Source organism: Pseudomonas sp. CNPSo 3701 (assembly GCF_028674975.1).
Taxonomy (GTDB): Bacteria; Pseudomonadota; Gammaproteobacteria; order Pseudomonadales; family Pseudomonadaceae; genus Aquipseudomonas; species Aquipseudomonas straminea.
The window spans coordinates 878811-903998 of the sequence record NZ_JAQZSI010000004.1 but is presented as its reverse complement, the minus strand read 5'-3'; the positions used below and the strand labels follow the sequence as shown (position 1 = coordinate 903998).

Here is a 25188-nt window from a genome sequence, read left to right as displayed (position 1 = left end):
CTCGTCAAACAAAAGTGAAAAAAATGTCAGCTGGCCGGCTGCAGTATCACCTGAAAACAACTGCCGGCCACTGGCAGGCTGCGCACGGTGATCTGCCAGCCCTGATGGGCGCAGATGCGCTTGACCAGCGAAAGGCCCAGACCCAGGCCCTCGCCGCGGGCCTGTTCGCCGCGCACGAAGGGGTCGAAGATCTGCGCGTGCTGCTGTTCGGGGATGCCGACGCCGCTGTCCTCGACGCGAAAGCCGTCGGCCTGCAGGGTCAGTTTCACGAAGCCGCTTTCGGTGTAGTGCCAGGCATTACGCAGCAGGTTGGCCATTACCGTGCGCAGCAGCGTGGGGTTGTAGATGCCCTCATGATGTCCCTGTACCTCGAGGCTGAAATCCAGGCCTTTCTCGGCCATCAGCGGCGCCCAAGTGTCCACCTGGTCGTCGGCAATCTGCTGCAGGCTAGCGCTGCCGGCGAACAGGCTTTCATTACCTTTCACCCGGGCCAGTTGCAGGAAGGTCTGCACCAGGTCCTGCATCTCCGCGCTGGCGCGCTCGATGCGCTCGACCTGCTTGCGCTGTGTGGGTTGCAGGTCGGCCTGCAGCAGCAATTCGCAGGAGCTGCCGATAACCATCAGCGGCGTGCGCAGCTCGTGGCTGACGTCGCTGGTGAACAGCCGCTCGCGCTCCAGCGACTGGCGCAGGCGGCCTAGGGTGCTGTCGAAGGCCGCTGCCAGCTGGCCTACTTCGTCGTCTGCGTATTCCGGCGCCATGGCCGGTGCCAGCGGCAATAGCTGATCGCGGTGGCGTACCTGGTTGGCCAGGCGGCTGACCGGCTGCATGACCCGCTGCGAGATGAACCAGCCCAAGACCAGTGCGCACAGTACCGACAGCAGAAAGCCTGCCAGCACCACGTTGAACAGTACCCGTTCGCGCCGTTCGAACTCGCTCTGATCCTGCACCAGCACGTAGCGGTCCCCCCTGATCAGCCTGGTGAACACGTAGTAAGCCTGGTCGCCTTCGAAACTTTCGCTGAACCCCTCCGGCTTGTGGGCGTAGCGCTTGGGAATCGCATACTGCGGAGAGGTGGAGGCGAAGAAACGGGTTCGCGAATCCAGACGGGGTTGCTGGCCGCTTTGCAAGTCCTGCTGCATCACCACATCCAGTTCCAGGGACAGCCCCTCGGACACCAGGTGCTCCTCGATCAGGTGCACGATCGCCACGATGCTCAGGGAAAACACCCCGCTGACCAGGATGGTCATGGTCACGAAGGCGATAAGAATACGCCGGCGAAACGGCTGCTTACTTTGCATCGGGAATCGCCGCCAGCCGGTAGCCCACGCCATGCACGGTGTGCAGCAGGGCGGTGGCGAAGGGTTTGTCGATGGCCTGGCGTAACTGGTGCACATGGCTGCGCAGGCTGTCACTGTCGGGGCAATCGTCGCCCCACAGGGCTTCTTCCAGCGCTTCGCGGCGCACCACGGCGGGGGAGCGCTGCATCAGGATCATCAACAGCTTCATGCCCAGCGGATTGAGCTTGATGGTGTGGCCGGCACGGGTCACGCTGAGCATATCCAGGTCGTAGGCTAAATCGGCGACTTCCAGTAAACGCCGGCGATTGCCCTGGGAACGGCGCAAAATGGCTTCGATACGCGCCACCAGCTCGGACAGCGCGAAGGGCTTGATCAGGTAGTCGTCGGCCCCGGCGCTCAGGCCTTGCAGACGGTCTTCCAGGGCATCGCGGGCGGTGAGCATGAGTATCGGGATGCTGCTGCGCGCCTCTTCACGCAGGCGGCGGCACAGCTGATAGCCGTCCAGCCCGGGCAGCATGATGTCCAGCACGATCAGGTCGTAGTGCCCCTGGGTGGCCAGGTGCAGGCCGCTCAAGCCGTCCTGGGCGCAATCGGCCGTGTACCCCTTGAGCTGCAGGTAGTCGAGGATATTGGCCAGGATGTCGCGGTTGTCTTCGATCACCAGAATGCGCATGCAACGTTCTCTTCACGGGGATTGACGTTTTTTTCACAAAGCCATGACGAAGCCCTCACGGGGCCATCGCGAGACTGAGCTCGTTCATCCAGCCAGGATCATACGATGCCACAGCTTCGCTACGCCCAACTACGTTACCTCACCATTGTCCTGCTGGCCTGGACAAGCATCTTCCTGTTGACCCGCGGCGCGCTGCTGGTCGCCCACTGGGGCGACGCCAGCGCCGGCCCCCTGGAGATCCTGCGCATCTTTGCGGTGGGATTGGTCTATGACGCGACCTTCCTGTTGTATGCCGCGCTGCCCCTTGGGCTGTACCTGCTGCTCTGCCCGCAGCGGCTGTGGCGCAGTCGCGCCCACGGCGTGTTCCTGCACCTGCTGCTGGGCATCAGCCTGTTCGTGATGCTGTTCACCGCCACCGCCGAATGGCTGTTCTGGGACGAATTCGGCGTGCGCTTCAACTTCATCGCCGTGGATTACCTGGTGTATTCCGAGGAGGTGATCAACAACATTCTCGAGTCCTACCCGGTGTATCCGCTGATCGCCGCGCTCGCCCTGGTGGCGGTGTTCCTGGCTGTGGCCTTGAAGAACCCGGTGAGCCGGGCGCTGAATGCGCCGCTGATGCCGCGCAAGAAGGCCTTGGGCGCCTGGGGCCTGCTGCTGGCCGTGGCGCTGCTGGCGACCCTGGCGATCAACCAGAATGTGCCCCGTGGCCTGGGCGGCAACGCCTACCAGAACGAGCTGGCCAGCAACGGCCCGTTCCAGTTCTTCGCGGCCTTTCGCAACAACGAGCTGGACTACATGAAGTTCTACGCCACCCTGCCTGACGAGAAGGTTGGCTCGCTGTTGCGCCAGGAAGTGGCCGAAAGCAACGCCCGCTTCGTTAACGATGACCCCGAGGACATCCGCCGGGTGATCGACAACCCCGGCCCCGAGCAGCGCCACAACGTGGTGCTGGTCACCGTCGAGAGCCTGAGTGCGCGCTACCTGGGCGCCTTCGGCGATCCCCGTGGCCTGACGCCGAATCTCGATGCACTGAGCAAGCAGAGCCTGTTCTTCAGCAACCTGTACGCAACCGGCACTCGCACCGACCGCGGCCTGGAGGCCATCACCCTGTCGATGCCGCCAACGCCCGGGCGCTCGATCGTCAAGCGTATCGGCCGCGAATCCGGTTATGCCAGCCTTGGCCAGCAGTTCCGCGCCAAGGGCTACGACAGCGTGTTCATCTACGGCGGGCGCGGCTACTTCGACAACATGAACGCCTTCTTCGGTGGTAACGGCTACCGGATCGTCGACCAGAGCAGCGTGCCCAGCGATGAGATGGTCTTCCAGAACGCCTGGGGCATGAGCGACGAAGATCTCTACGCGCAGACCCTGCGCGTCGCCGATACCGAGCATGCCGCCGGCAAGCCGTTCTTCCTGCAACTGATGACCACCTCCAACCACCGCCCGTACACCTATCCGGAAGGACGCATCGACATTCCCTCCGGCAAAGGGCGCGACGGTGCGCTGAAGTACACCGACTACGCCATCGGCCGCTTCCTAGCCGAAGCGAAGAGCAAGCCCTGGTTCGCCAATACCCTGTTCGTGTTCGTCGCTGACCACACCGCAGGCAGCGCCGGTAAGGAAGACCTGCCTGTGGCCAACTACCACATCCCGTTGTTCATCTACGCGCCGGGCATCATCGAGCCTGCGGAGGTCAGCAAGCTGACCAGCCAGATCGACATCGCGCCGACCCTGCTGGGCCTGCTGGGCTTCGATTACACCTCGACCTTCTTCGGCCACAACGTGCTACGTGACGACGCGCCGCCCGGTCGTGCGCTGATCGGCAACTACCAGCACCTGGGCCTGTTCGATGGCCAGAACCTGGCGATTCTCAGCCCCAAACGGGCGATGCGCCGCCATGACGACGCCTTGGGCATCAGCCGCGAGCAGACGACCACCAAGGCCGACCCGCTGATGGCGCGTGATATCGCCTACTATCAGGGCGCCAGCCACGGCTTTACCCATGACCTGCTGAGCTGGCAGCCCGATCATTCGGCCGCTGTGGCGGTGAAACCATGAAGCCGGCTCGGGAGTACGCCATGACATCCGCTCGCCACTCGTCGCGGTTCTTCGACTTTCGCCTGTGGCTGGGGCTGCCGCTGGGCCTGATGGCTCTGCTGCTGGTGCTCGACCCCAAGCCGCTGGACTTCGCCCTGGCCGAAATCCTCTATGACCCTGTCACAGGGTTTATCGGTGGACGCAGTTCCTGGTTGGAAAACGTGCTGCACGACCAGGTCAAGATTCTGGTCATCTGCCTGGGCGTGGCGTGCATCGCCGCCTTTCTCATCAGCCTGTTGCCGGTGCGCCTGCGTAGCTGGCGCCGCGAGCTGGGCTACCTGGTGTTGGCGCTGGGGCTGTCGACCAGCATCGTGCCGCCGCTCAAGACCCTGACCGCCGTGCAATGCCCCTGGAGCCTCACCCAGTTCGGCGGCCACGAGGCGTTCAGCCCGCTGATCGGTGAGCGCCCGGTTACCGACAAGCCCGGGCGTTGCTGGCCGGGCGGCCATGCCTCCACCGGTTTTTCCCTGTTGGCGCTGTACTTCGCCTTGCGTGACCGCCGACCACGTCTGGCGCGTTGGGCGCTGGGCTTTGCCCTGACCCTGGGCTGCGTGCTGTCGCTGGGGCGGATGATGCAGGGCGCGCATTTTCTCTCCCACAACCTATGGACGTTGCTGCTCGACTGGCTGATCGCCGTGGTGGGCTACCGCGTACTGCTCTATCGCAAGGCGGCGCAGCCGGCGCTGCCCTCACCGGTCCTGTCTAGGGAGCTACACGGATGAAGACCCTGAACCTGCGTGCACTGCTACTCGCCGTCTTCCTGTGTGTGCCTGGCGTACCTGCCTGGAGCGCCATGCAAAGCCCGGCGGCGGACCTGCAATGGGCGACGCCTGTGGACAAGAGCTTCAACCTCTATCGCATGCAGCCCGACCTGTATCGCAGTGCGCTGCCCAAGGCGAGTCAGCAGGGCGAGCTGCAGCGCCTGAAGATTGCCACGGTGATCAACTTCTATCAGCGCAGCGATGCCGAGTGGCTGAACGACCCGAACATTCGCCTGATCCAGCAGCCATTGCACGCCGACCGTGTCGACGATGCCGACGTACTGCAGGCGCTGCGCAGTATCCGCGAGGCGCAGGCGCGCGGCCCGGTACTGATCCACTGCAAGCACGGGCAGAACCGCACCGGACTGATCGCTGCCATGTACCGCATCGTCTACCAGGGCTGGAGCAAACAGCAGGCGATTGCCGAAATGCGCGGTGGCGGTTTCGGCGGCCAGGAACGCTTCGAGGATGCCGAGCGCTATGTGCGCGAGGTCGATCTGACGCGCTTCGGTCAGGCCCTGGCCAGCGGCGCCTGCAGCACCAGCCCCTGGGCCTACTGCGCGTTGCGCGACAAGCTGCTCGACGCGCTCAACGAGTAGCGAGGTGATCACCATGGTCAGCAGAGTTTCGGTTCTTATGGCAGTGCTGCTGGTGCCGCTGCTGGGGGGGTGCCAGAGTACCCGCGACTACCTGCTGGCCCAGGGATATCCGCCAGCCTTCGCCTCCGGCTACGCCGATGGTTGCACCAGCGGCGACAGCGCGGCCAAGGCGCTCGGTGCATTTCGCAAGAACGTGCCGGTGTACCTGGCCGACAAGCAGTACGCCACCGGCTGGGACGATGGCTTTCGCCAGTGCCAGGCCAGCGCCACGGCCGCCATTGAACGGCGCTTGCTGCCGGACAGTGATCGGGATCGTGACTGGAAGCATCAGATCGACCAGGACATGGCCAAGGCCATGAGCCGATCCCTGAAGGGTAGCTAGCTGCATACCGAAGCGTCTTTAAAAAGTCATGGCGACAGGGCACATTGGTGCGCTCGCTGGCTGCGTGCCGGCGCTGCTTTCAGCTGTCCTGTCGAGAAGCCTGCATGCCCGCTACCCCACCTGATGACCCTCGGCCCTGGTCGATCTTTCTGATCTTCCTGCGTTTGGGGCTCACCTCGTTCGGTGGGCCAGTCGCCCATCTCGGCTACTTTCGCCAGGAATTCGTCAGCCGTCGGCGCTGGTTGAGTGAGGCCGCCTATGCCGAGCTCATCGCCATCGCCCAGTTCATGCCGGGGGCTGCCAGCAGCAAGGTCGGCATGGCCATCGGCCTGTCGCAAGCGGGTTACCGCGGCGCGCTGGCAGCGTGTCTTGGCTTCACGCTGCCGTCGGCATTGCTGCTGATGGCCTTTGCCCTGGGCCTGGCGGGGCAGGGCGATGCCCTGGCGTCCGGCGCCCTGCATGGCCTGAAGATCGTTGCCGCCGCCATCGTCGCCCAGGCGGTGTGGGGCATGGCGCGCTCGTTGTGCCCGGATACGCCACGGCGCGTCTTGATGCTGGGGGCCGCTGCCGTCGCGCTACTGGTGCCGGGCGCAGTCGGGCAACTGGCGGCGATTCTCGGTGCCGGGCTAGTGGGCGTTGTGGTGCTCGACACGAAAGCGCAAACCCAGGCCGAGGCGCTGCCGGTTGCCATCAGCCGCCGCGCCGGGGCGCTGTGGCTGGTGCTCTTCGCGTTGCTGATGGTTGGCTTGCCGCTGCTCGCACATGTTGCCGACAGCCCGCTACTCAGCCTGTTCGAGGTGTTCTACAGAACCGGCGCCCTGGTGTTTGGCGGCGGCCACGTGATGCTGCCGTTGTTGCAGGCCGAGCTGGTGCCGGATGGCTGGTTGAGCAACGACCTGTTCCTGGCTGGTTACGGCGCTACCCAGGCGGTGCCGGGGCCGCTGTTCACCTTCGCTGCCTTTCTCGGCACGGCCATCGCCGGTGTGCTGGGCGGGCTGCTGTGCTTGGTGGCGATCTTCGCGCCGTCATTTCTGCTGCTGGTCGGCGTGCTGCCCTTCTGGGTGCGACTGCGCACCCGGGCACACTTGCAGGCGGCACTGGCGGGGGTGAATGCCGGGGTGGTCGGCCTGCTGCTGGCCACGCTCTATCAGCCGGTAGGCACCAGCGCCGTTGGCAGTCTGCTGGATCTGGTCCTGGTGCTGCTGGCCCTGGTGATGCTGATGGCCGGCAAGCTGCCGCCCTGGCTAGTTGTCGTAACTGGCGCACTCATCGGCTGGCTTGTACTGTGACGGCCCACTGCATCGGCAAGGAAAGCAAAGTGGCATTCGACTGGCACGGCGGCACCATCACCCGCGACACCCCGGTAGGCAGCAATTACCGCAACACTCAGAACGTGCGGCGCTTCATGACGGAGCAGTGCGGCGCCAGCTTTCGTTTCGATCGGCCGTTCATGGCCTGGATTCGCAGCGGCACGCCGCAAACCATGGGCGATGTGGTGGACGAGTGGCAGCGACGTAACCCCGCTGCTCAGGCCTGAGACCGTTCTTTAATCGCTGCCGTGACGCAAGCGCTCCACCAGCGCCGGCAGCTCGCTCATACGTCCGATCAAGTGGTGCACGCCCAGTTGGCGCAGGGTCTCCCCATGCTCGGGCGGAATGTGGCTGGCGCCGAGAAAACCGATCACCTGCATGCCGGCGGTCAGCGCCGCGGTGGCGCCGGTGGCGCTGTCCTCGACCACCAGGCAACGGCTCGCATCGACGCCTGCGCGTTCGGCGGCCAGCAGGTAAAGATCCGGTGCCGGTTTTGGTCTTTCTACCTGGTCGGCACTGAAGGCGCCGACGTTGACCCGTTCGACCAGCTCGCAGCGCTGCAGGGCGAAGGCCACCGCGTCGGCGTGGCTGTTGGAGGCCACGGCGAGCGGCAGGTCGATCTGCATCAGCGCTTCGCGCACACCGGGGATCGGCTTGACCTGCTCGCGGATCAGCGCCTTGGTGATGGTGCGGTTCTTTTCCAGAAACCCCTCGGGCAGCGGCTTGCCGAAATGCGCTTCGGCGCGGGCGATGATGTCGGCGGTCTGCAGGCCGAAGGTACCGGCCAGTACCACCTCCAGCTCATTGGCCGGGTAGTGCTCGGCCAGCGCTGAGTGCAGGTGGTGCTCGGCGATGATCTCGCTGTCGATCAGTACGCCGTCGCAGTCGCAGATCAGCAGTTCGATGGGCGGTTTCGGCGGCATGGCAGGCAGTCTCCTGTAAGGCGGGGAGGGCCTGTGTAACACAGAAACCCGTTCAGTTCGAACCGCTCGCCACGGCCTCGGCCGGCCGTTGCAGCAGCAACAAGGGCAGCCCGGCGGCCAGAATCGCCAGGCCCAGCAGGGCGCCAGCCCCGGCATACAGGGTGCTCGACCAGAACAACCCCAGGCAGCTGGCGGCGAACAGCAGCGGCAGCAGCGGGTAGAGCGGCACGCTGAACGGTCGGGCGCGATCCGGGTTCAGGCGACGCAGGCGCAACAGCGACAGGGCGGTCAGGCACATGAACAACCAGAATACCGGCGCGGTGTAGGCGACCATGCTCTGCACGCCGTTTTCGCTCAGGGCGCCGAACAGCAGCAGCGGCAGGGTGATCAGGCATTGCACCAGCAACGCTCGTACCGGCGTGGCGGCGCGGTCGTTCCAGGCGCCGAGCATCGACAGCTGCGGCACGTCGCGGCCCAGGGCGTAATAGACCCGCGAGCCGGTAAGGATGGTGGCGTTCAGGGTGCTGATCGCGGTGATGCAGATCAGCACGCTGAGCAGCACGCCGCCCCAGGGGCCGGCGACGATGGTCATCAGGTCGGCGCCGATGGCGCTGGACTGGCGCAGGCCAACGAGGCTGAAGATGTTGAGGAACACCAGGTTGGCCAGCAGGTAGACGCCGGTCACCACCAGGGTGCCGATCAGCAGCACGCGGCTCATGTTGCGGCCTGGGTTGCGCAATTCGCCGGACAGGTACGCGGCTTCGTTCCAGCCGCCGTAGGTCAGCAGCACGAACACCATGCCCATACCGAGCATACCGGCCAGATTGCCGCCGGCATCGGCAGCGGCTGGCGCCACGTCTGCCACCGGTTCGGCCAGCAGCAGGCCGGCAACGATCACCGTGATCAGCGCCAGCAGGGTGATGCCGGTGAACAGCACCTGCAGGCGCTTGGACTCGTGGGTACCGAGGATATTCAGGGCGGTCAGCGCCAGCACCACGAGGGTGGCGTGCCAGGCGCTGCCGTATTCACCGAGCGGCAGCAGGCGCTGGGCGTAATCGCCGTAGATGAAGGCGACCACGGCGATCGCCCCGGTCTGGATCACCGTGCCCCTGGCCCAGGCGAACAGCAGGCTGATCTGCCGGCCCCAGGCCAGGTGCAGGTAATGGTATTCACCACCGCGATCCGGGTAGCCGGCGCCCAGTTCGGCATAACACAGCGCGCCGATCAGCATCACCAGGCCGCCGGCCAGCCACAGACCGATGTACAGGAAGGCGTTGTCGGCATGCTGAGCCACCAAGGGCGGAAAACCGAAGATGCCGACGCCGATCACCACGCCGACCAGCATGGCGACGCCGTCGATCACCGACAGCCCGGATTGTCGTGCCGCTGCGTGTGCGCTCATGACTCAGCTCCGTCGTGCGCTCCAACCGGTCATCGCGCCTTCGGCGGAAATCGGTTCGATGCGATCACCCTCGACCTGGCCGACGTACAGCTTGCCGTCGACTTCGAAGCGCAGCTCGGTGCCGTTCAGGCGTCCGCGCAGGCGTTCCTGATGCTGGGTGATGCCGCTGATTTCCTGGAAGCGCTGCTCGAGGTCGACGGTGAAACGCTCGCCCTCGGTTTCGATATGCCAACTGCCGGCGATCTTGGCTGGCACGATCCACAGGTAGATGCGCGCACCTTCGACGATATCGCTGCGATCGGGCTCCCAGTCCTCCATGCTGAAGGCGTGGGACACCACGCGGGTGCCGGGCTCCAGGGTGTCGAGGATGACCGGGCGCAGGCGCATGTTCACGGTGTTCAGCAGGTACATGGTCAGCACGTCGGCGTCGGCTATGTCCTTCTTGAACAGGTCGCCCTGCTCGAACACCACCTTGTCGGCGACACCGGCCTGCTGGGCGTTGGCCTCGGCTTCCTCGATGCGCTGCGGGTTGAGGTCGATACCGTAGGCGGCCTTGGCACCACGGTCCTTGACCGCCGAGATGGCGATGCGTCCGTCGCCGGAGCCCAGGTCCACCACGTAGTCGTCGGGGCCGACATCGGCCATTTCCAGCATGCGCGCCACCACCGGTTCCGGTGTCGGCACATAGGGCACGTCGAGGGCGATGGTCTGGGCCTGGGCGGCGGATTGCAGAAGGCCGAACAAGGCCAGCGCGGAGGCGCACAGGGACAAGGGGCGAACGGCTGCGGTGGTCATCGGCGGATACCTCTCAGCGAAGTCGGCAAGGGAAGGGGGGAACGATTTTCCGACTGAGGCCTTTGCGCCAGGGTTCGACCTGTGCAGCCGGGCCTTGCGGTGATTTGCCGGGAAATCAGCCCGTAGGCCCCGTGCCCTGGCGTCTGCCGGGTGTGTTACCTCATGTGAGGCCATTGCCTTGATCGCGTCGAAAAGGCATGGTGGCCGCATTTTTCAGCCATTGGATTTCGCTGCACATGCGCCTTCTGCACACCTCCGACTGGCACCTGGGCCAGCATTTCATGGGCAAGACGCGCCAGGCCGAACATCAGGCGTTCTGTACCTGGCTGATCGAGCAGGTGCGCGCCCATGAGGTGCAGGTGGTGCTGGTCGCCGGGGATATCTTCGATACCGGCTCGCCGCCCAGCTACGCCCGCGAGCAGTACAACCACTTCGTGGTAGCGTTACGCGAAACCGGCTGCCAGCTGGTGGTGCTCGGCGGTAATCATGATTCGGTGGCCATGCTCGGCGAGAGCCGCACCTTGCTGGCGCAACTCGGCACTCGGGTCATTCCCGGCGTTGGCGCCCACCTGCACGAACAACTGCTGGTGCTCGATGGCGCCGATCGCGCGCCGGCGGCGCTGCTCTGCGCCATCCCGTTCATCCGCCCGCGCGATGTGCTACGCAGCGAAGCGGGGCAGAGCGCAGCGGAAAAGCAACTGTCGCTGCAGCAAGCCATTCACGCCCATTATCAGGCGCTGTACGAGCTGGCCCTGGCGCGCCGCAGCGAAATCGGTGCGGCGCTGCCGATCATCGCCACTGGGCACCTGACCACCGTGGGCGCCAGCGCCAGCGAGTCGGTGCGCGAGATCTACGTCGGCGCGCTGGAAGCCTTTCCGACCTCCTCCTTCCCAGCCGTCGACTACATCGCCCTGGGGCATATCCATCGGCCACAGAAGGTCGGCGGCCTGGAGCACATCCGCTATAGCGGCTCGCCGATCCCGCTGAGCTTCGACGAAGCCCGCCAGCAGAAGGAAGTGCTATTGGTCGACCTGGATGCCAGTGGCTTGCGCGAGGTGCGCGCCTTGCCGGTGCCGCGCTTCCAGGCCCTGCAGTCGGTGCGCGGTTCGCTGAAAACGCTGCCGGCGGCGCTGGCCGAGGCGGCGCGCGAGGGTAGCGGCGAGCGCCCGGTGTGGCTGGAAGTGCAGGTCGAAATGGACGATTACCTGAGCGACCTGCAAGTACGCATCGCCGCGTTGTGCGAAGGCCTGCCCGTGGAGGTGCTTCGCATCCGCCGCGCACGGGGCACGGCGGTCGCCAGCCTGCAGGGCGAGCAGGGCATGCTCGACGAACTGACGCCGGAGCAGGTGTTCGACCAGCGCTTGGCCAGCGAAACCCTGGAGCCCGAGCAGGCCCAGCGCCTGCGTGGGCTCTACAGCCAGGTGCTGGCTGAGCTGCGCGAGGATTCAGTCGAGCAGTGAAGGATCCTGTCTGATCATCAGCAGCTTCATTTCCTCGAAGTGCTGTCTGGAGAAATCGGTGATGCCCTCCCAGGCGCGGGCGGTTTTCTCAGCCACCTCGTCCGATAGCACGTTCAGCGGCTGGCCCGTTGACAGCGCCGTGACCAGGATCTGGCAGGAGCGCTCCAGCGTCCAGATGTCGTCAAAGGCTTCGCCTACCGTCGGCGCCGTCACCAGTACGCCGTGGTTGCCCATCAGCAGCCGGCTCTTGCCTTGCAGCAGGTCGGCTAGCCGTGCTCCTTCCTCCATGCTGTCCGCCATGCCGCCATAGAGTTCGTCCACCGCCAGGCGGTTGAAGTAGCGAGCGGTGTTCTGGTCGATCGGTGGGATGCCCGGATTCTTAAGGCACGCCACGCTGGTGGTGTAGATAGGGTGCAGGTGCAGCGCCACCCGCGCGTCTGGCAGGCGCTGATGCAACTGGCCGTGAATGCACCAGGCGGTCGCGTCCACGTCACTGCGCTCCATCACCTGCGGGTCATCTGCATCCAGCAGCAACAGGTCGCTCGCCCGGATGCGCGAGAAATGCATCCATTTGGGGTTGAGCAGAAACTGCTTGCCGTCCTGCGAGACGGCGGCACTGAAGTGGTTGGCCACCGCCTCGTGCATGCCCAGGTGCGCGATGATGCGAAAGGTGGCAGCCAGATCGATACGGATCTGCTCTTCATGGGTGTAGGCCATCGTGATTCTTCCAGCAGCGAGCGCCGGCGGTGAGGCCGGCGCGGGGTGAGGGTCAGGGCTTGGGCATCATCTTGGCGATGTCTTCTTCGCTCGGCGCCTCGAAGTTGTATTTCTTCAGCAGCGCAGCGTATTCGGGCGTCTTGCTGTAGCTGTCGAGCGCCTTGATCATGGCGTTCTTCACTTCGTCATTGCCCTTCTTGACGCCAAAGCCGTTGAGTACCGGGTAGATCAGCTCCGGCGACGAGACCACCACCCGGTTGCCGAGCTTGTCGATCACGCCACGGGCCACGGCCGCATCGGTGATCTGCGCCTCCACGGCGCGCGAGAGCAGTGCCTGGGTGGTTTGCGGGTCGGTGCCGTATTCGCTGATCTTGATCGGCTGCTTGCCGTTCTTGACGCAGTATTCGGCCGATAGCTTGTTCAGGTCCTGCAGCCAGGACGTACCGCCCATGGAGCCTATCTTGTGGCCACAGAAGTCCTCGGGGCGCTGGGGTTGGTAGTCGCTGCCCTTGAGCGCCAGGATGGCCTGGCCGCTCTTCAGATAGGGGATCATGTCGATGACTTTCAGGCGCTCGGCGGTGATGTACATCGACGAGTTGGTGATATCGAACTTGCCGCCCTGCAGGCCGGTGATCAGGTTCGGGAAGCGCGTGTCGACATTCACCGCGCGGCGGCCCATTTCCTTGGCAAGGCCGTCGAGAAACTCGATGTCGAAGCCCGCTGGCTTGTTGTTGTCCATGTACTCGTAGGGAAAGAACGTCATGTCCGAGCCGGCGACGATGGTGTCGGGCTGCTGGAAAGCCGATGCGCTGAACGAGGTCAGCGCCAGGCAGACGGTCATGGCACCAAGGGTGAAGCGAGTGAACGAGGGTAGCGCTTGCATGACGATTCTCCGTTAGTGGTATTCAGATGCCTTCTCAATCCTTGCCCGCTTGCTGGACGAAGAACGATGCGCCCTTGGGTTTGACCGGCAGGCGGATTTGGTTGGCGGTGCTGCGAACCAGGCCGCTTTCGTGGCCGGCGACCATGATCCCGGCGTGTTCGCTGGGCAGTGGGTTCTCGCCGAAGGGCAGGGCGTCTTCGGCGGCATACACGCTGATGAACAGCGTTCTGGGCTGCTCGGTTTCATTGGGGCTGGAGGCATGCAGCAGGCGCGTGTGCATGAAGCACACCGAACCGGATGGGCCGTAGCAGGCCGCCGGTTGCTGGCAGTGCTGCTCGACCACCTCGTCGGCCACGGCGCCGGTGAAGCGCCCGTCGTGCCAGTGCGACCAAAGCGGGCCCTTGTGGCTGCCGGCAATCACGTTGAGCGGACCGTTCTCTGGGGTGACCTCGCTGACCATCAGCAGAGCGGTTACCAGGTCATCGTTGCTGTGCGGCGTGAACAGGAAGTCCTGGTGCCATTTCACCTGGGTGGCGGTGTGCGGCAATTTCGAGTTGATCTTGCCGTGATGGAAGCGTGCACCGTTACCGCCGATCAGCTGCGCGGCGATCTGCGCCATCGGTGACTGGAGAGCGACCTGCTTGAAGGCCGGGGAAATTTCGGTCGGCGATACCACGCGGCGCAGGGACGGGTGGTCGCTGCTGTGGTCGTTCTCGATGTCGAAACGCGGGCGACCATCCTGGGTCTGGCCCCAGGCCTGGGTGTGGCGGCGGCTTTCCTCCACCCAGGTGTCGAAATCCTGCTGCAACGCCGCCACGTCTTCGGGCGATACCACGTTTTCGACGACCAGAAAGCCGGTTTCATGAAACTGGTCGATTTGCCATTGCTCGATCATCTTGTTTACCTCGGCGATAACCGGTTGTGGTTAAGTCAATGCAACGTCTTTAAGGAAGGCTTCGACCCGAGGGTGCTGGCCGCTGCGCAGTGCTTGCGGGGTGTCGTCACACACCACGCGGCCTTTCTCCATGAACACGATGCGGTCCGATACCTTGAGGGCGAAGTTCATTTCGTGGGTGACGATGATCATGGTGATGCCTTCGCTGGCGAGGGCCTCGATGACCTGCAGCACTTCGCCGACCTTTTCCGGGTCGAGTGCTGACGTCGGTTCGTCAAAGAGCATGATCTTGGGCCGCATCATCATCGCGCGGGCAATGGCCACACGTTGTTGCTGACCGCCGGAAAGTTGATGTGGGTATTTGAAGGCGTGCTCCAGTAAACCGACTTTGCGTAACAACTGGTAAGCCTGTTGTTTCAACTCGGGCAGCGGTGCCAGGGCGTGATAACGCGGGGCCAGCAGCAAGTTGCCCATGACACTCAAGTGCGGGAACAGATTGAAACTCTGAAAGACCATGCCGATATCGAGGCGATGTTTGGCATGCTCCACGAAGACCGGCTTTTGTGCGCCCTGGCGTTGCAAGTGGATGAACGGCTGGCCATTGATCTTGATTTCGCCGTTATCCAGTTTTTCCAGGCCATTGAGCAAACGAATCAAGGTGGTTTTACCCGAACCGGACGGGCCGATAATCGAAACGACTTCGCCGGGGTTTATCTGCAAGTCGACAGAGCCCAGCACTTCAATATCGTTATAGGCCTTGTGCAGTTTGCTGGCTTGCAATGCCGGGCCTTGCCACGGCGTTGTTTCCACGCTGCGCGGTGAAGTTGGCATTATATCGAGATCGAGGGATTCCACATTCGGTGCAGCAACGGTTTTTCTTTTGCTGACATCCAGATAACGCTCCAGTTGTTTGAGCAGACAGTCGAATACCGTGACGATCAATACATAATAAAAGGCCACTGCCGCCATGGTTTCCAGAACCAGAAAATTCTGGGAGTACAGGCGTTGCCCCACCATGAGAATTTCGGTGAGGGAAATTACCGAAACCAGCGAACTGAGTTTAACGATGGAGATGAATTCATTGGCCAGCGTCGGCAGCGCTACGCGTAGGGCCTGGGGGATGACCACGCGCCACTGAGTGCCGGTGAAGCTCAGGCCCAGAGCCCGCGCTGCTTCTGCCTGGCCCTTGTTGATGGAAATCAGCCCGCCACGATGGATTTCCGCGATATAGGCCGTCTCGCAGATGACCAGGGCAATCAGGCCCGCATAGAACGGATCACCCAGCACCACTGACGTCGCAGGAAATATCTGTGGCAAGTTGTAGACGAATATCAGCAGCACCAATAACGGCAAACTGCGAAAGAACCAGATATAACCGCTGGCAGGAAGTTGCAGCCCCGGGCGGCTCGATTGTTTGGCCAGGGCCAGCAGGAAACCCAGTGCAATACTGATCAACCAGGTCAGCACGCTGAGCTTTACCACAACGACTGCCGCCAGCCAGAAATCAATGTTGCTGAGCAGACTCAGCATGTATTTCCAATCAAAGGTCATGGTTATCGATTCGCACGGCAAGTTGGGTTGCGTGGCGTCGGCCTTTGATTGTTGTATGGGCCGCCGGTGTGACTGTGAATTCATCATGAGTGACGTTTTGCACGGTAAGCAATTAGTAAATTCCTGCACCTTGCTTAGGCGATGACTATGCAATGGATGTGACAACTCGGCGAAGTCGTGGATACGACGCGATCTGGTTGGCGAAATACGCGAACCAGGATTGAAGTTATGTTTTGTTTTGGTGCGAGTGGGGCGCAGTTATTTAATCAATGATCTTTTATGGTGCGAAATTGCTGCGAGGGTTGGCTGTGTATATCGGTGAATACCCCAAGTGATTAAGGTCAGCCTAAGCAGCTTGTTGTCAGGTCTTTGGCGAGCTGTTGCCGCTTCGATAAACACCCGTGGCACGCTTCTCGCAAATTCGCTTGGGCGGCAATCCGGCAGAAGCGAGATCGACATGGCCCACTTCACCCTCAAACAGCTGAAATATTTCGTGTGCGTCGTCGAGTCGCAGAGCATCGCGGAGGCTTCTCGGCAGTTGCACATCTCGCAGCCGTCCATCTCCGTGGCCATCAAGGGCCTCGAAGACGTGTTCAACCAGCAACTGCTGGTTCGTCACCATGCTCAGGGGGTTTCCATCTCGGCCAACGGTCGGCGGGTCTACGAACGAGCCAAGGAATTACTGAGGCTTTCCAACGAACTCGAACAGGATTCCAGGGAAGAGGACGAGCTGGTTGCCGGCACGATTTCGATTGGCTGCTTCGAGTCCGCCGCGCCGCTCTACATGCCGCGCCTGGTGGCTGGTTTCAAGCGGCTGTGCCCGGGCGTTTCGATACAGCTGCACGACGGCGAACAGCACGAGTTGATGCACGGCTTGCACCGCGGTCGTTTCGATCTGGCCTTTCTTTACGACCTGGAGCTGGAAAGCACCATCGTCAAGGAGGCGTTGAACGCGCCGCACAAGCCATACGCGCTGCTGCCCGCCGATCATCACCTGGCCCGGCAGCCGTTCGTCACCCTGGCCCAGCTCGCCCGCGAACCCATGATTCTGCTCGACGCGGTGCCGAGCAAAAGCTACTTCGTGGATATCTTCACCCAGGCCGGGCTCTCGCCAACCATCGCCTACAGCTCGCCATCGATCGAGATGGTGCGCTGCATGGTGGGGCAGGGCTTGGGCTTTTCGGTGCTGGTCACCCGCCCGCGTACCAGCGTGACCTATGACGGCCAGCAATTGGTGCAGCTGGACATCCTCGACGACATGCCGGATTCGGCGTTGATCATGGCCTATTTGCGCAACAACCAGCCCACCCGCGCGACGCGCCTGTTCATGGACTACTGCCGCACCGTCGAGCTGGCCGCGGTTACCCCGCTCGCCGCGTCGGCCTGATCAGGCCCTGAAGAAACTCACCCGCTCGAGCAGCCGGCGCGCCAGGGCCGAGAGTTCCTCGCTCGCTGCAGATACCTGGGTGGAGCCGGCGGTGGTTTCCACAGTGCTGGCGTGAATGCGGCTGATGTTCTGGTTGACGTCTTCGGCCACCAGGCTCTGCTGCTGAGCGGCGCTGGCGATCTGCGCGTTCATGTCCTTGATAGCGCCGACTTCCTGGCGAATGCGGCCCAGCGCCTGTTCGGTCTCGGTGGTCTGTTCGACCGTCTTGCGGGCCATCTGGCTGCTGGTCTGCATGATCTGCGCGGCGCCGCTGGCACCGGCCTGCAATTGTTCGATCATGCCGCTGATTTCCCGGGTCGAGGTCTGCGTGCGGCTGGCCAGCGAGCGGACTTCATCGGCCACCACGGCAAAGCCTCGGCCATGTTCGCCGGCGCGGGCCGCTTCGATGGCGGCGTTGAGGGCGAGCAGGTTGGTCTGGTCGGCGATGGAGGTGATCACCGCGATGATGGTTTCGATATTGCTGCTGTCGCGAGCCAGTTGCTCGACCTGCTCGGCAGCCGAGTCGAGTACCTTGGCCAGTTCATGAATCGCCTCGCCGCCCTGGGTCACCAGGCGGCTGCCGGTTTCCACTTCACCGTCGGCGTTACGGGTCGCCGAGGCGGCGGTGCCGGCGTAACCGGCCACTTCGTTGACCGTTGCCGCCATCTGGTTGATGGCGGCGGCCATCTGCTCGGCCTCTTCGGATTGCGCCTGCAACTGGCGATTGTTGCTGGCCGAGGTGGCGCGCAGCTGGTCGGCGGAGAGGTTCAGCTCGTTTGCCGCGTGACGCACCTGGCTGATGGTGTCGTTCAGGCGCGCGCTCATGTCCTTGACCGCGCCCATCACGCTGTTCGGGTAGCGGGTTTCGATGTGCTGATCGAGGGCGCCGCCAGCCAGGCGCTGGATGACGTCGGCCACCTGATGCGGCTCGGCGCCGAGGGTCGAGCGCAGGCGGCGAATGATCAGCAGCGAGATGATCACGCTGAGCAGGATCGCCACGCTGGTGACGGTCACGATCAGCAGGCCGAAGCCGCCCGCGGTTGCCCGCACCCCATCCAGGCTCGCGGTGATGTCCTTTTCCTGCAGGTCGATAAAGGCGTTGATGCGCTTGAGCCACTCCGTGTACGCGGCAGCCACCTCGCGGGCGAGCAGTGCCTGGGCGCCCTCGATGTCGCCGCTCTGGCGCTGGCTGATCAAGCGCAGGGTCAGGTCGCGGGCGCTGCTCTCGATGGCCTTGATCTGGCTGAGCTGGCGCTGCTCCTCGGCACTCGATTGGTGGCCCGCAACCAGCCTGTCCAGAGGCGCCGCCGACTCCTGATAGAAGGCGTTGAGACGCTCGATGTTCTGCAACTGGGTGTTCATCGCCGCCGGGTCGCGGGCCAGCACCAGATCACGGATGGCGATGGCGCGGTCATGCACGCTGCCGCGGAAGTTGATCGCGTAGCGCTGTTTGAGGCTGGCGCCCTCGTTGACCTCGCTGAGGCTGCTGTCGATCACATGCACGCGTTGAATGCCGACCAGCGCGACCAGAATCATCAGCGACAGCACCAGTCCGAAGCCCATGGCCAGACGCTGGGCGATCGTTAAGGGTTGCGACATCTTCGACGTACCTATGAAGGGAAAGCGGCCAGGCTGATCGCGCGTATCGACACGCGCGCCGTGAGGGCGGCCACAGGAGTGCTGAGGCTATTGTTTTGGCGGCGGAAATCAAGCGTTTTGTACTGGCGGATCGATGCTATAGCCTGCCTCTATGGCCCGCGGCGGGCGACTTTTGCCGGCGGCAGGCGTCAAGGACGAGGCCCGCATTCAGATGCGGAACTGCCCCAGCAGGCGACCGAGTTGCTCGGCCAGTTGTTTGAGGTGCTGGCTGGCGGCGCTCGACTGCTGCGCCGACTCGGCGGTGCTGTGGGCCAGGGCGGCAGTCTGGGTGACGTTCTGGTTGATGTCGTCGACCACGTGGGACTGCTGCAGCGTGGCGCTGGCGATCGAGGCATTGAGGCCGGTCAGGTTGCGCAGCGACTGGGCGATCTGCGCCAGGCTCTCGCCGGCCTGGCTGGCTTGCTCGACGGTCAGGCGTGAGGCCTGGCTGCTGTCGCTGATGGCCTTCACCGCTGCCTGGGAGTTGCCTTGCAGGCGCTCGATCATGGCCTGGATCTCGGCGGTGGATTTCTGCGTGCGCTGGGCCAGCAGGCGCACTTCGTCGGCGACCACGGCGAAGCCGCGGCCCTGTTCGCCGGCGCGGGCGGCCTCGATGGCGGCGTTGAGGGCGAGCAGGTTGGTCTGCTCGGCAATCGAGCGGATCACTTCCAGCACGCCACCGATCTGCGTGCTTTCGCTGGCCAGCGACTCGATCACTGCCACCGCCTTATCGATGGTGTCCGATAGCTGGTCGATCTGCTTCAGGCTGGCGTCGATATTGTGCTGACCTTGGCGTGCCTGCTCTTCGGCGGTGTGCACTTCGCTGGAGGCGTGCTCGGCGTTCTTGGCCACGTCCTGCACGCCATAGGTGACTTCGTTAACCGCGGTGGCGACCAGTTCCATCTGCTGGGCCTGCTGTTGGCTGTGCTGCTGAGCGGCGGTGGAAATGTCGCCAAGCGAATGGGCTGCCTGGTCGAGGGAGGCCGCGGAGTCGAGCAACTGGCGGATCACCTGGCGCATCTTGCCAGTAAAGGCATTGAAGTGGCCGGCCAGGGCGGCCAGTTCGTCACGACCCTGATCATCGAGCTTGTGGGTCAGGTCGCCTTCGCCGCTGGCGATATTGGCCATGGCGGTGACCGCCTGCTGCAGCGGCGTGGCGATGCTGCGCGAAATCACCACCACCAGGGCGATCAGCAGCAGGGTGGCCGGCACGCCGATGGCCAGCGCCTTTAGCGCCTGGGATTTGAACTCGGCCTGCACGTCGTCGACGTAGACGCCAGAGCCGATAATCCACCCCCAGGGTTGGAAGAGCTCAACGTAGGAAATCTTCGGCACTGGCTCGCTGGCGCCCGGCTTTGGCCAGCGGTAGTTGATCGGCCCGGCGCCCTGGCTTCGGGTGATGGCCACCATGTCGTTGAACAGCGCCTTGCCATCCGGGTCCTTGATGGCCGACAGGTTCTGCCCCTCGAGCTTGGCGTTGGTGGGGTGCATGACCATGGTCGGCGTCTGGTCGTTGATCCAGAAGTACTCCTGGCCGCCGTAGCGCAGGCCGCGGATCACCTCGATCGCCTGTTTTTGCGCCTGCTCACGGCTCAGCGTGCCGCCCGCTTCCAGGCCCTGGAAGTACTTGAGAACGCCGACCGCGGCCTGCACCACATGCTGGGTCTTCTCGGCCTTACCCGCATAAAGATCGGTATTGATCTGATGGAGCATATAGGTGCCAAGCAGGACCAGCATCAGCACCGGCATCGCGATGATGAGCCACAGACGACGATTGATCGGTAAGCGACGCAAGCTGTTCATGGGCGCATTCCTGAATTGTTGTTCTTATTAGTGGCTGCCACGTCGAGGCGGCAGCGATCGGTAAGCACGTGATAGCACTTGGTCAGTACGGCGTAAATGAAAAAGTGCTGCTTTGAGTTTATTTACACCCAATGCTAATCCGAGCGCCCTAGAACGGGGCTTTCAGATTGGCGGACCTCCACTCAGAGTGAGCCTGGAAAGCCGCTGTCTTTTGTCGGAATTGAAGGGCGGGATCGTCAGCAGATATCGATCTGGTAGCGGAAGTTGGCCGCCGCGGCGCGCGACAGACGGTATTCCAGGGGGCGGCGATCGTAGCCCAGAGCCGTGCGCTCGATCACCACGATGGGGTCGCCCTCGCCGATGGCCAGGGTGCTGGCCATATCGGTGTCGGCGCAACCGACCGTCAGGGTTTCCCGGGCCGAGGCAATGCACTGGCCGCACTGTTTTTCGTAGAAGGGGTAGAGCAGGTCGCCAAAGGTGGCTGAGTCGATATCCATCAGCGCGCCGAAACGCGAGGCGGGCAGCCAGATTTCCTCATGGAACAGGGTGCGATCTTCAACCATGCGCAGGCGTTCCATGTGTACCACCTGCTCGGTGCTTTTCAGCGCGAGGACCTTGGCGACTTCCTTGGCAGGCTTTTGCAGGGCCTTGGAAAGAATCCGGCTGCTGGGAATTTCCTGCCCGCCGCTGGCGTTCACCTGTCGGAAGAAGCGCGCCAGCGACGCATCGAAGTTCGGCCGCCGCACGAAGGTGCCGCGGCCCTGGCTGCGCAGCAGTAGCCCCTCGTTGACCAGGGTATCCACCGCCTTGCGGACCGTGCCGATGGCCACGCCGTAGAGCTTGGTCAACTCCGCTTCGGTAGGGATCGGCGCACCGGGCGACCACTCGCCGGCAGCGATCTTGGCGAGCATTTCCTCGCGCAGTCGTTGGTAAAGCGGCAGGCGTTCGTCGTATCCGAGTGTCATCGCGTGTTGGGTCCGTTGCAGCAGGCGGCCGTCACTCTACCACCTGCGTGCCGATTGACAGAACGGATGACGTGAATATATGGTCAACTATTCATATATATGACTGTATGTCGTGATAATAAGGCCGGACCCTCATTCCGGTTTTGATAACAAACGATCAGGTATCTTTTTCATGAGCGTCTCCACCCCTGCCATCACTGGCGTCGACAGCCATGCGCACATCTTTCGCCAGGATCTGCCGATGGCCGCTAACCGCCGCTACAGCCCCGCTTACGATGCGCTCGTCGAGCAGTACCTCGCGCATCTGGATGCTCATGGGCTGTCCCATGGCGTGCTGATCCAGCCGAGCTTTCTTGGTACCGACAATCACTTCATGGTCGAGGCGTTGCGCCGCTTTCCCGAGCGCCTGCGTGGTGTGGCAGTGGTCGATGTGACGGTCACCGATGGGCTGCTGGACGACCTCGCCGCGGCCGGCGTGGTGGGCATCCGCCTGAACATGATTGGCAAGGACCTGCAGGATTACACCGGTGTGGCCTGGACTGGATTGTTCAAGCGCCTGGCGAGCCGTGGCTGGCAGGTGGAAATCCAGCGCGGCATCGATGACCTGGCGCAGATCGTGCCAGCCATCGTCGCCACGGGTGTCACGGTGGTGGTCGATCACTTTGGCCTGCCGACTGGCGGCATCGATGAGCACAAGCCTGCGCACCGGGCATTTCTGGAGCTGCTGGGTGATTCGCGCGTCTGGCTGAAGCTGTCGGCGGCCTATCGCAGCCAGTCCGATCGGCCCCAGGCCAGCGTCGTGCTGGCCCAGGTGCGTGCGGCGGCTGGCGGCATTGAGCGCTTCGTGTGGGGCAGTGATTGGCCCAACACCCAGTTCGAGGATCGGACAAACTATGCCGAGCAGCTCGCCCTGATCGAAACCCTATTACCCGAGGCGACGGAGCGCGATCAGGTGTTGGCGGCCAACCCCGCGCGCCTGTTCGGCTTCACCCTTCGCTGAGCCCATACCAACAACAACAGGAAGCTTTCATCATGATGAGCCTGCTCGTCGTCGCGGCGATCGTCGTCGCCGTCGCCCTCGGTTACAAGACCAAGATCAATATCGGTCTGTTCGCCATCGCCTTCGCCTACCTGCTCGGCTGCTTCGGCATGGGCCTGAGCCCGTCGGACGTGATCGGCATGTGGCCGTTGAAGATCTTCTTCGTGATCTTCTCAGTGTGCCTGTTCTACAGCTTCGCCACGGTCAACGGCACCCTGGAGAAACTCGCAGAGCACCTGATCTACCACTGCCGCCGCATGCCGCAATTGCTGCCGTTCGCGGTGTTCTTCACGGCCACGGTAATCGCCGCGATGGGCGCCGGTTACTACACCGTGCTGGCGTTCATGGCGCCTATCACCCTGCTGCTCTGCCAGCGCACCGGCATGAGCCTGATCGTCGGCGGCATGGCGGTGAACTACGGCGCGCTGAGCGGCGCCAACTTCATGTCCAGCCAGAGCGGCATCATCTTCCGCGGTTTGATGACCAATGCCGGGATCAGTGACAACGATGCCTTCATCAACGCCACCGGCATCTTCCTGAGCACCTTGGTGATTCCGCTACTGGTGATCGGTGTCTTCGTGTTCCTGACCCGCGAAGGCCGCGCCATGAAGGCGTCGGTTTTCGAAGCCAGCGCACCCGCCGCGCTCAACCGCGAGCAGAAGATCACCCTGTGGTTGACCCTGGCGATGATGGCCATCGTGCTGGCCGCGCCAATCGCCCATATCCTGCTGCCGGCCAACGGCACCATCACCTTCATCAACTCGAAGATGGACATCGGCCTGATCGCCAGCATCTTCTCGGTCATCGCCCTGCTGCTCAAGCTGGGGGACGAGCGCAAAGCCATGGCCTCGGTGCCGTGGAGCACACTGATCATGATCTGCGGTGTGGGCATGCTGATCTCGGTGGCCATCAAGGCCGGCACCATCGACGTGCTGGCCTCGTGGATCGGCGGCAGCATTCCGCCGATCCTGGTGCCGGTGGTGTTCGGTGTGGTAGCGGCCTTCATGTCGCTGTTCTCCAGCACCCTGGGCGTGGTGACGCCGGCGCTGTTCCCGATGGTGCTGCCCATCGCCCAGGCCATGGGTTTGGAACCGATGGTGCTGTTCATCGCCATCGTGGTCGGTGCTCAGGCCACCTCTATCTCGCCATTTTCCTCGGGCGGCAGCCTGATCCTTGGCTCCTGCACGTCGGAGCAGAGTCGCGCCACGCTGTTCCCGCAGCTGCTGTTCAAGGCGGCGCCCATTGGCTTCGTCGCTGCACTGGTGTTCAACGTGCTGCTGACGTTCGTTTACTGAGCCGAACATCGAGCACAAAAAAACCGCAGCCTGGCTGCGGTTTTTTATGCCCTCTGCGTAGGCAGGAGTTGAGCGAAGCGATACCCGGCAACCCCATTATTTGGGTTGTAGCTCCAGCAGCCGCCCACCCGAGCCATCTTCCAGCAGCCAGACGCTGCCGTCCGGGCCTTGCTCCACTTCGCGGATGCGTGCGCCCATGTCGTAACGCTCGGCCTCGCGGGCGTTGTCGCCGTCGAACGCCACACGCACCAGCGAATGGGACGACAGCCCGCCGATCAGCCCGGCGCCGTCCCAGCCGGGAAAACGTTCGCCCTGATAAATCACGAAACCAGCGGGGGAGATAACCGGCGTCCAGGTGATCTTCGGGGCGGCGAAATCCGGGCGGGTGTCGTGGTCGGGAATCGGCTTGCCGCCATAATGATCGCCGTTGGAAACCTCCGGGTAGCCGTAGTTTTCGCCGCGCTTGATCAGGTTCAGTTCATCGCCACCGGCCGGGCCCATCTCGTGTACCCAGAGCTTGCCATCAGGTGCGAAGGCGATGCCGAGCATGTTGCGGTGGCCCAGGGACCACACCTGCGCGGCCACGCCGCCCTGGCCGGCGAATGGGTTGTCGGTCGGCAGGCTGCCATCGTCATTGAGGCGCACCAGCTTGCCGAGGTTGGCATTCATGTCCTGGGCCGGGGTGAATTTCTGTCGCTCGCTGGAAGTGACCCACAGCTTGCCGTCCGGGCCGAATGCCAGGCGGTGGCCGTAGTGGCCGCTGCCGCTGACCTTGGGCGTCTGCTGCCAGATCACGCCCAGCTCGGTCAGCGCGCCGCTGCCGTCGTCGTTGAGCTGCAGCTTAGCGCGGGCCACCGCCGCGCCGCGGGTGTCGCCGTCACCGGCTTTGGCGTAGCTGATATAGACGTACTGATTGTTGGCGAAGTCCGGGTGCAGGATCACGTCGCCAAAGCCGCCCTGGCCGCCATAGGCCACTTGCGGTACGCCGGCGATGTCATGGCTCTTGCCGGTCTTCGGGTCGAGATGTTTGAGCACACCGCGTTTCTCGGTCACCAGCAGCGTGCCGTCGGGCAGGAAGGTCATGGCCCATGGCTCATCCAGCGTGGCGCGCGGCTCGGCGGTGAACGGCCATTGCGCCTCTGGCAGGGCGTCGGCGGCCTGCGCGGCGAAGCTGGCAAGGCCTAGTGCGATACCACCGAGCAACAGATGAACGGGACGGGCCATGGCGAATCTCTCCTGATAGCGAGCCTCACACGTTACCCCTGCCTTGCCG

General features: G+C 63.4%; 23 protein-coding genes and 1 pseudogene. 10 read left to right on the top strand and 14 right to left on the bottom strand.

Going from position 1 to position 25188, the window contains the following annotated elements; translation table 11 throughout:
• Positions 1–26: 26 nt before the first annotated feature.
• Both PVA39_RS16510 and PVA39_RS16505 read right to left on the bottom strand, forming a co-directional pair.
• Positions 27–1298, bottom strand: a complete 1272-nt coding sequence (locus PVA39_RS16510) for a sensor histidine kinase (protein WP_274124962.1) — start codon at positions 1296–1298, stop codon at positions 27–29.
• On the bottom strand, positions 1288–1971 hold the full coding sequence (locus PVA39_RS16505; RefSeq protein WP_147176681.1) for a response regulator transcription factor: 684 nt from the start codon (positions 1969–1971) through the stop codon (positions 1288–1290). The genes PVA39_RS16510 and PVA39_RS16505 overlap by 11 nt, the downstream gene beginning before the upstream one ends.
• Before the next feature lie 105 nt (positions 1972–2076).
• On the opposite strand from PVA39_RS16505, the gene PVA39_RS16500 reads away from it, so the two are divergent.
• The 6 genes from PVA39_RS16500 (at position 2077) to PVA39_RS16475 (ending at position 7350) form a co-directional block, all read left to right on the top strand.
• Positions 2077–4032, top strand: a complete 1956-nt coding sequence (locus PVA39_RS16500) for an LTA synthase family protein (RefSeq protein ID WP_274124961.1) — start codon at positions 2077–2079, stop codon at positions 4030–4032.
• A gap of 20 nt (positions 4033–4052) precedes the next feature.
• Entirely contained in the window at positions 4053–4793 is a 741-nt protein-coding gene (locus tag PVA39_RS16495; RefSeq protein ID WP_274124960.1) for a phosphatase PAP2 family protein, read from the top strand.
• A complete protein-coding gene (locus PVA39_RS16490) occupies positions 4790–5431 on the top strand; it encodes a dual specificity protein phosphatase family protein (protein ID WP_093506187.1) in 642 nt (213 codons plus the stop codon). Before PVA39_RS16495 ends, PVA39_RS16490 begins: the two co-directional genes overlap by 4 nt.
• Before the next feature lie 13 nt (positions 5432–5444).
• Positions 5445–5813 carry a hypothetical protein gene (locus PVA39_RS16485; protein WP_274124959.1) on the top strand — a complete coding sequence of 123 codons (369 nt, stop codon included), beginning with the start codon at positions 5445–5447 and terminating at the stop codon, positions 5811–5813.
• A gap of 104 nt (positions 5814–5917) precedes the next feature.
• Complete coding sequence (gene chrA / locus PVA39_RS16480; RefSeq protein WP_274124958.1) at positions 5918–7102, top strand: chromate efflux transporter; 1185 nt, start codon at positions 5918–5920, stop codon at positions 7100–7102.
• A gap of 29 nt (positions 7103–7131) precedes the next feature.
• Positions 7132–7350 (top strand): DUF6434 domain-containing protein, encoded by a 219-nt coding sequence (locus tag PVA39_RS16475; RefSeq protein WP_274124957.1) that lies wholly within the window; start codon positions 7132–7134, stop codon positions 7348–7350.
• A gap of 9 nt (positions 7351–7359) precedes the next feature.
• On the opposite strand, the gene PVA39_RS16470 is transcribed toward PVA39_RS16475, so the two are convergent.
• The 3 genes from PVA39_RS16470 to PVA39_RS16460 are packed head-to-tail and all read right to left on the bottom strand — an operon-like array spanning position 7360 to position 10243.
• Positions 7360–8046, bottom strand: coding sequence for an HAD family hydrolase (locus PVA39_RS16470; protein WP_274124956.1), 687 nt, complete (start codon positions 8044–8046; stop codon positions 7360–7362).
• Positions 8047–8098: 52 nt separating this feature from the next.
• Positions 8099–9448 carry an APC family permease gene (locus PVA39_RS16465; RefSeq protein WP_274124955.1) on the bottom strand — a complete coding sequence of 450 codons (1350 nt, stop codon included), beginning with the start codon at positions 9446–9448 and terminating at the stop codon, positions 8099–8101.
• Positions 9449–9451: 3 nt separating this feature from the next.
• Complete coding sequence (locus PVA39_RS16460) at positions 9452–10243, bottom strand: methyltransferase domain-containing protein (RefSeq protein WP_274124954.1); 792 nt, start codon at positions 10241–10243, stop codon at positions 9452–9454.
• A gap of 236 nt (positions 10244–10479) precedes the next feature.
• Between PVA39_RS16460 and sbcD the strand changes: the two genes are divergently transcribed.
• Positions 10480–11703, top strand: coding sequence for an exonuclease subunit SbcD (sbcD, locus tag PVA39_RS16455; RefSeq protein ID WP_274124953.1), 1224 nt, complete (start codon positions 10480–10482; stop codon positions 11701–11703).
• Here the strand turns inward: sbcD and PVA39_RS16450 are convergent.
• The 4 genes from PVA39_RS16450 to PVA39_RS16435 form a co-directional block, all read right to left on the bottom strand.
• The gene (locus tag PVA39_RS16450; protein ID WP_274124952.1) at positions 11689–12420 is read right to left on the bottom strand and encodes a class II aldolase and adducin N-terminal domain-containing protein; all 732 of its coding nucleotides are present in this window, start codon (positions 12418–12420) and stop codon (positions 11689–11691) included. The genes sbcD and PVA39_RS16450 overlap by 15 nt on opposite strands.
• Before the next feature lie 52 nt (positions 12421–12472).
• Positions 12473–13261 (bottom strand): ABC transporter substrate-binding protein, encoded by a 789-nt coding sequence (locus tag PVA39_RS16445; RefSeq protein WP_443200976.1) that lies wholly within the window; start codon positions 13259–13261, stop codon positions 12473–12475.
• Positions 13262–13337: 76 nt separating this feature from the next.
• Positions 13338–14198 (bottom strand): phytanoyl-CoA dioxygenase family protein, encoded by an 861-nt coding sequence (locus PVA39_RS16440; protein ID WP_274124950.1) that lies wholly within the window; start codon positions 14196–14198, stop codon positions 13338–13340.
• 30 nt (positions 14199–14228) lie between these two features.
• The gene (locus PVA39_RS16435) at positions 14229–15749 is read right to left on the bottom strand and encodes an amino acid ABC transporter permease/ATP-binding protein (protein ID WP_274124949.1); all 1521 of its coding nucleotides are present in this window, start codon (positions 15747–15749) and stop codon (positions 14229–14231) included.
• A gap of 457 nt (positions 15750–16206) precedes the next feature.
• On the opposite strand from PVA39_RS16435, the gene PVA39_RS16430 reads away from it, so the two are divergent.
• Complete coding sequence (locus PVA39_RS16430) at positions 16207–17136, top strand: LysR family transcriptional regulator (RefSeq protein ID WP_274124948.1); 930 nt, start codon at positions 16207–16209, stop codon at positions 17134–17136.
• Here the strand turns inward: PVA39_RS16430 and PVA39_RS23510 are convergent, their stop codons facing one another.
• From PVA39_RS23510 to PVA39_RS16415, 4 genes and pseudogenes are all read right to left on the bottom strand, one after another.
• Positions 17137–17841: a methyl-accepting chemotaxis protein gene (locus PVA39_RS23510; RefSeq protein ID WP_443200975.1), complete on the bottom strand. Its 705-nt coding sequence runs from the start codon at positions 17839–17841 to the stop codon at positions 17137–17139.
• A 420-nt stretch (positions 17842–18261) separates the two neighbouring features.
• Positions 18262–18774 (bottom strand): annotated as a pseudogene (locus tag PVA39_RS23505) (MCP four helix bundle domain-containing protein); the annotation flags it as partial.
• Between the two features lie 207 nt (positions 18775–18981).
• Complete coding sequence (locus PVA39_RS16420; RefSeq protein WP_274124946.1) at positions 18982–20616, bottom strand: methyl-accepting chemotaxis protein; 1635 nt, start codon at positions 20614–20616, stop codon at positions 18982–18984.
• A gap of 236 nt (positions 20617–20852) precedes the next feature.
• A complete protein-coding gene (locus PVA39_RS16415; protein ID WP_274124945.1) occupies positions 20853–21581 on the bottom strand; it encodes a GntR family transcriptional regulator in 729 nt (242 codons plus the stop codon).
• Between the two features lie 172 nt (positions 21582–21753).
• Between PVA39_RS16415 and PVA39_RS16410 the strand changes: the two genes are divergently transcribed.
• Positions 21754–22581, top strand: a complete 828-nt coding sequence (locus PVA39_RS16410) for an amidohydrolase family protein (RefSeq protein WP_274124944.1) — start codon at positions 21754–21756, stop codon at positions 22579–22581.
• Between the two features lie 32 nt (positions 22582–22613).
• On the top strand, positions 22614–23915 hold the full coding sequence (locus PVA39_RS16405; protein ID WP_274124943.1) for an SLC13 family permease: 1302 nt from the start codon (positions 22614–22616) through the stop codon (positions 23913–23915).
• A 96-nt stretch (positions 23916–24011) separates the two neighbouring features.
• Here the strand turns inward: PVA39_RS16405 and PVA39_RS16400 are convergent, their stop codons facing one another.
• Complete coding sequence (locus tag PVA39_RS16400) at positions 24012–25139, bottom strand: PQQ-dependent sugar dehydrogenase (RefSeq protein ID WP_274124942.1); 1128 nt, start codon at positions 25137–25139, stop codon at positions 24012–24014.
• Positions 25140–25188: the final 49 nt, after the last annotated feature.